Consider the following 5,478-nt stretch of genomic DNA (forward strand, 5'->3'; position numbering starts at 1 on the left):
CACGGTCCAGCCCTCTCCGCGGGCGGATGGCAGGATGGTCTACATGCCCGGAATCGATCGCTTCATCCTGTTCGGAGGGAACGATTACAGTGGACCCAACTTTGCGTTCCACCACCTCGCCGACACTTGGTCCTATGCCTGGGGCGCGAACGCGTGGACCAACCTGACGCGAGCGAACGGTCCCAGCGCCCGTGACTACGCGATCATGGCGGCCGATCCGATCTCGGGCCGCGTGCTCATGACGTCGGGCTTCGGGGATGGAACGCCCCTGAACGACCTCTGGTCATTCAACCTCACGGACGAATCCTGGATCCCGCTTAACGCCGGTGGGGCACCTCCGAGTCGGTTTGCCGGAGTAGGGGGTTTCGATTCACTCGCGAACCTCCTCGTGGTGTTCGGAGGCGCGACGAGCACGGGCCTCCTTGGCGACACGTGGTACTACAACCCGCATGCGGTCTCGCCGGACGCTACCCCGCTTTGGCTCCCGATCGCCATCGCCGCCATCATTCTCGCGGCCGAGGGCATTGCGGTCGCGGTGTTCCTCCGCCGGAATGCGCGCCGGCCCTGACGCGCGCCGGAGGAAGCGATCTCCCCGTCGTCCGTCACGGCGACGCCGTGAGCCACCGATAGACCGCGTACGCGGCCCGGGGCGAGCCCATGCGCATCATGCCGAGGGATATCAGGGTCCATCTTGGGAGCCAGCTCCTTCGTCGACGCATGAGGTTCAGCGTTGCGGTCCCCACGCGACAGAAGGCGCCCGGTGCGCCGTTCACGGCCGCCATGATGTCACCCATGGAAATCATCTGCTGCAGCGGCACGTCCCAGACGTCCTCGGGCAGGATCGAGCGTATGGTCGTCGCATCCGCGGACAGGTCGGCGGCAATGCGGGCCAGTCGGGCGAAACGAGCCTTCCGACCCTGCATGTGGTTGGGCGTTGTGTTCGTGGAATGAAGGCGCACCGCCGTCAGGGGTCGCTCGTCCACCGTGAGCGCCATCGGCGAGCACCACGCACGATAGAACAAGTATGGCGGGAGACCAACGCGCAACTTGGCCAACTCGTCGAGGTGCGGCTCGAGGAGATCGCGGCGCATCGCGGTAGAACTTGCGTTGTAGCCGGCTCCCAAGGTCCATATCCGCTCGCAGTCCTCGTTGGTTCGCCGGTCTCGTGGGACGCGAACGGGACGCCGGGCCGGGAGGGGGCCCGCGAAAGCGGGCGCCTCCCCGTCCGGAAAGGTCAGCTGCGCATTGTGGAAGAAGCCTAAGTCCGGGTCCTCCGTGAAGGCGCGGTGCATCTGCTCCAAGCGGTCCGGGTGGAAGAGATCATCATCCTCGAGGAACGCCACCACGAAGCCCCGCGCCGTGCGGACGCCCTCGGCGACCTTCGCACCGAGATGGGTCTCGTTGGACACCACCCACTTCCCGTTCCGTCTCCGGACCTCGAGCTCGAGGGCATCGTCGTGGAAGTCCGCGGCAACGATGAGCTCGAGGGGAAAGCTCGTCGAGGATGGTACGCCCCCGAGGGCTTGCAGGAGGAACTGCTTCCGGCCCCTCCACACCGTGACCACGACGGAGATTGCGTCCGCGGCGCTCACGGTCAGACCCTCGCAACCTTGAACAGGGTTGTGTCACCAAGGTACCGCCAGGGGAAGCGCGCCGAGAGGCGATCATCGAACGGTTCCAGATTCGCCCGCAGCCGTTCGAATGCGGGGTTGTAGAGGAAGGGCGGCGGCATGAACACTGGCACGCCCACCACGCCCAGCGGTTCGAAAAACCCCTCAAGCGTTCGAAGGACACGCACCGGCGTGTACGCATGGAAGCGGACCTTCATACCGCGGACTCTCGCCCACTGCGGCTCCTTGAAACGTGAGAGGACTCCCCGAACGCGCAGTCGGGCCATCGCGATGAGCGGTTCCGAGAGGCACAGCTTATTGGGGAGGGTGAACACGAACGGCGCGCCTGGTCGGAGGAGATCGTGGACGGTCCCGGCTAAGCTCCGCAGCGAGTCCTCGTAGGTGAGACTGAAGTTTGCGTAGGCCCCGTCGAAAGGGTACCAGCCGGACCGCTCAAGGTCGCTGGCGACTTCGGACAGCCGACCTCTCCACAGGTGGACGCACGACTGTAGCCCTTCGGAGCGTACGCGCTCGCGGGCGGCTTGGACCATTCCGTCCGAGATGTCAAGGGCTTCGATTCGGTACCCATGTTCGGCAAGGAAGACCGCGTCGGCTCCCGCACCGCATCCGATCTCGAGAAGTGCCGAACCGGGTGGGCAGACCGCGAGGATCTCTCGACGGCTCGTCGCGCGCATCCAGCTGTTCACCGGATTCGTTGCGGCGGTCGTCTCGATTGAGTCGCCAACGCGGTTGAATGCCTCCCGGAGCGCGACAGCTTCGCTACTCATGCGGCCGTGCTCCGTTCGCCAGGGGCGCAACGCTCAGGTCTCCGGAATCGCTCCACACTGACGCGACCACCGACGCACTCGACGTTGTGGCCGAAGGCAGCGCCGCCACGGATGAGCCCGACGCCGGTGCTCTGAAGTCGAATGCGCTCGTCAAGTTCCCCGCGCCTGCGACTCGTACGCTGAGATACGGCAGCCCCCAGTTGTCGTCGATGAACCGCAGCATCGAGGTGTGGTCCATGGCAGTGTGGTCCACGTAGCCGCGGCGTGCGTATGGCGAGACGACGATCATGGGAACCCGGAAGCCGTACCCCCACGAATCCACCTGGGGCGGAGGGACGTGGTCGTAGTATCCGCCGTTTTCGTCCCAGGTCAGGAAGATGGCCGTGCTGTTCCAGGTGCGCAAGCCCATGATCGCCCGGACGATGCTCATGGTCCACGCTTCGCCTACCGTCACATCCTGGGGCGGGTGCTCGCTGATGTCGAAGGAGTCCTCGGGGTCGATGATCGTGACCTGGGCCGTGTCGTTCGCGTTGAGGTCCCCGACGAGATGGTCCATCCCGACCAAGCGAGACATCATCGTCGGGTTCGAAGAGATCCCCGTGAAGTACGACGGGAGGGGACCGTGGTAGAATCCTCCCGTGTAGTAGTACCGCCACGTGACGCCGCGGCTCTCGAGCTGGTCGAAGATCGTGGGCAGGTTGAACGAGGCGCCCAACAGAACGTCCGTCGTCACGCCCGCGTTCGTGCCGGCGAAGGAGAACAAACGGTTCGGGATCGTGGGTCCTAACATCGACTGGAAGTAGCGGTCCGCGAGCGTGTAGTTCCGTGCCAGGGACCAGTACGCTCCGATCTGGCGCGCGTCGAAGTAGCCCATGGTCACGTTGGCTAGGGCGCGGTCGCCGCCATCCACCGCGATGGCGAAGCCCGTGTTGGTCCCGTTCGCGTAGGCCGTGATCTCCGCTCCCCGAGTGTGGGAGATGTCCGGGGTGGATGTCGAGCTAATCCAGCGCGGCGAGACCGCGCCGCCGTATCCATCCGGGAGGCTGACGTTCGGCGGGATGCCGTCGACCCCGGGGAAGGTCCCGAAGTAGTTGTCGAACGCGTGGTTCTCCTTCATGATCACGAACACGTGGTCGATCGGCGTGACCCCCGGGACCAGGGGAGGCGGACCCGGCGGCGGAGGCGGCGGCACGATCACGCGCGTGATGACCGCGGCCACGGGGAGTAGGATGGCGACTAGGAAGATCGCCAGGGCCATGCGCCGTTCCGACGAGGCCAACCCCTACGCACGCTCCTGGAGCGCCTCGCGGTAGACCGCGAGCACGCGAGGAACCAGGACGTCCCAGGAATATGAACGCGCGCGTTCCCGGCCTCGGGCGCCCATCCGCGCCCGGAGCCCGGGACTCTCCGCGAGCCTCAGGACGGCGGAAGCGATCTCGCTGGCGTTCCCGGGCTCCACAAGGAGCCCCGTCTCCCCGTCCACGACGACCTCCGGGATGCCGCCGACCCGCGAGGCGACCACGGGAAGCCCCGAGGCCATGGCCTCCAGGAGGACAATCCCGAACGGCTCGAACAGGGAAGGCATGACGAGGAGGTCCGCGGCGGCGTACTCCCTGAGCAGGTTTTCGCGGGGGACTCGCCCGACGAGCGTGATCCGGTCGTCCACGCCGAGCTCCGACGCGAGCCGACGAACAAGCGCGGCGCCGCCCCAGTCCTCGCCAATGATCCGCAGTTCGAACCCTACGGACCGCGGCAGGATCGCGAGGGAGCGGACAAGAGGCTCCAGACCTTTCTGGTGGGGCTCGAGGCGACCTACGAAGAGGCCTGTGACTTTAGGTTTCGAAGTACGCGCAGGCCGCACACCTCCAAATTCCCCCAGGTCCACGCCGTTCGGAATGATTGCGATCCGCTCTTCCTCGATGCCTAAGGAAACGAGATGGGCTGCCTCATGCCGCGTGAGGGCGATTGCGCGCGCCGCGCGCGCCACCGTGAACCGGGAAACCACCCGGTCGAAGACCCGCTTCACAACGCGGGGCCGACCCGCGTCGGAATGCGGCGTGATGACCAACGCGGCGCCATCTAGGGAGCGCGCCAAGCTGCCGACCCACGTCGGGAAGTAGCCGTAGGCGTGGGCGTGGATCACCTCGGCGTGGTGGTCGAGGGCGTCGAGCAACATCGACGGCGCCGCTATTCCCAATCCATTGGGCACGTCCGCGAACTTGTGCGCGCGGTAGCGGACGACCGGGAACGGGTAGGGCTCAGAACCAGGATCGAAGCGCTCGAAAGGGACGGCGCGCCGCAGGTCGGTCGTCCGGACCTCCACGTCGACGCCGGCCCCGCGGAGACCGATGGCCAGATGGAGGACATGATCCTCGACGCCGCCGATTGCGGGAGGGAATCGCTGGGTGAGCTGAAGGACGCGCATCGTCATCGCCTACGGTTGTGCTTCGGTGCGGATTGAAGGGGAGCGGCCGCGGATCGAGCGAACCAAGGACATCGGCCATGGGACAGGATTCGACTCTCCTCGGGCAAACACGACCGTGAGTTGCAGGAGCGTGATCGTGATCAGGACGTCCAAGGTGTACAGCCCCGCAGTCCGAAGGATCCCTAGGACCGGGGAGGCATCCGCAGCGTACGCGATGTCGACGAAGGAGGAATTCACGGGGCCCAGGAACCGGATGAGTAGATCGTTGTTCACCAGGAGGTACGCAAAGATCAGGATGCAGGTGAAGTTGTAGACCGTCCGGCGGCCCGGATGCCATAGCACGATGTCCGCTAGGAAGAGCGGCAGGAGGTACAAGAGGTACTGCTCATACACGCCATACCGGGTGAGATAGAATACGGTGGTCACAAGGAGCATGCCCTGGACCGCGGCCTTGGGCGTCGGGTCGGGGAAGCGCCTCCAGGCGACGTATCCGGCGACGAGAGAGCCCGGGATCCAAAGCAAACCCATGGCCTCGTACAATCCCGGGATCCCGGTCCATGCCCCATAGAACAGGGGATCATGCAGGATATAGACGTACGTCATGCCACCCCCGCCGCCGTGGCTCGCGGACACAGCCATGGCGGTGACCCCGAGG

Annotated in this window: 6 protein-coding genes; 1 reads left to right on the plus strand and 5 read right to left on the minus strand. The window is 65.7% G+C overall.

The features are described 5' to 3' along the window. On the plus strand, window positions 1-568 hold a 568-nt coding region (locus tag VEY12_02255; protein HYM38954.1), incomplete at its 5' end, for a kelch repeat-containing protein. 34 nt (window positions 569-602) lie between these two features. On the opposite strand, the gene VEY12_02260 is transcribed toward VEY12_02255, so the two are convergent. From VEY12_02260 to VEY12_02280, 5 genes are all read right to left on the minus strand, one after another. After that, window positions 603-1,592, minus strand: coding sequence for a glycosyltransferase family A protein (locus VEY12_02260; GenBank protein HYM38955.1), 990 nt, complete (start codon window positions 1,590-1,592; stop codon window positions 603-605). 2 nt (window positions 1,593-1,594) lie between these two features. Then, a complete protein-coding gene (locus tag VEY12_02265; GenBank protein HYM38956.1) occupies window positions 1,595-2,428 on the minus strand; it encodes a class I SAM-dependent methyltransferase in 834 nt (277 codons plus the stop codon). Then, a complete protein-coding gene (locus VEY12_02270) occupies window positions 2,391-3,656 on the minus strand; it encodes an alkaline phosphatase family protein (GenBank protein ID HYM38957.1) in 1,266 nt (421 codons plus the stop codon). Before VEY12_02270 ends, VEY12_02265 begins: the two co-directional genes overlap by 38 nt. Before the next feature lie 24 nt (window positions 3,657-3,680). Further along, complete coding sequence (locus VEY12_02275; protein HYM38958.1) at window positions 3,681-4,829, minus strand: glycosyltransferase family 4 protein; 1,149 nt, start codon at window positions 4,827-4,829, stop codon at window positions 3,681-3,683. 3 nt (window positions 4,830-4,832) lie between these two features. Then, the coding region (locus VEY12_02280; GenBank protein ID HYM38959.1) for a hypothetical protein at window positions 4,833-5,478 on the minus strand (646 nt) is incomplete at its 5' end.

Source organism: Thermoplasmata archaeon (genome assembly GCA_035632695.1).
GTDB lineage: Archaea > Thermoplasmatota > Thermoplasmata > RBG-16-68-12 > RBG-16-68-12 > RBG-16-68-12.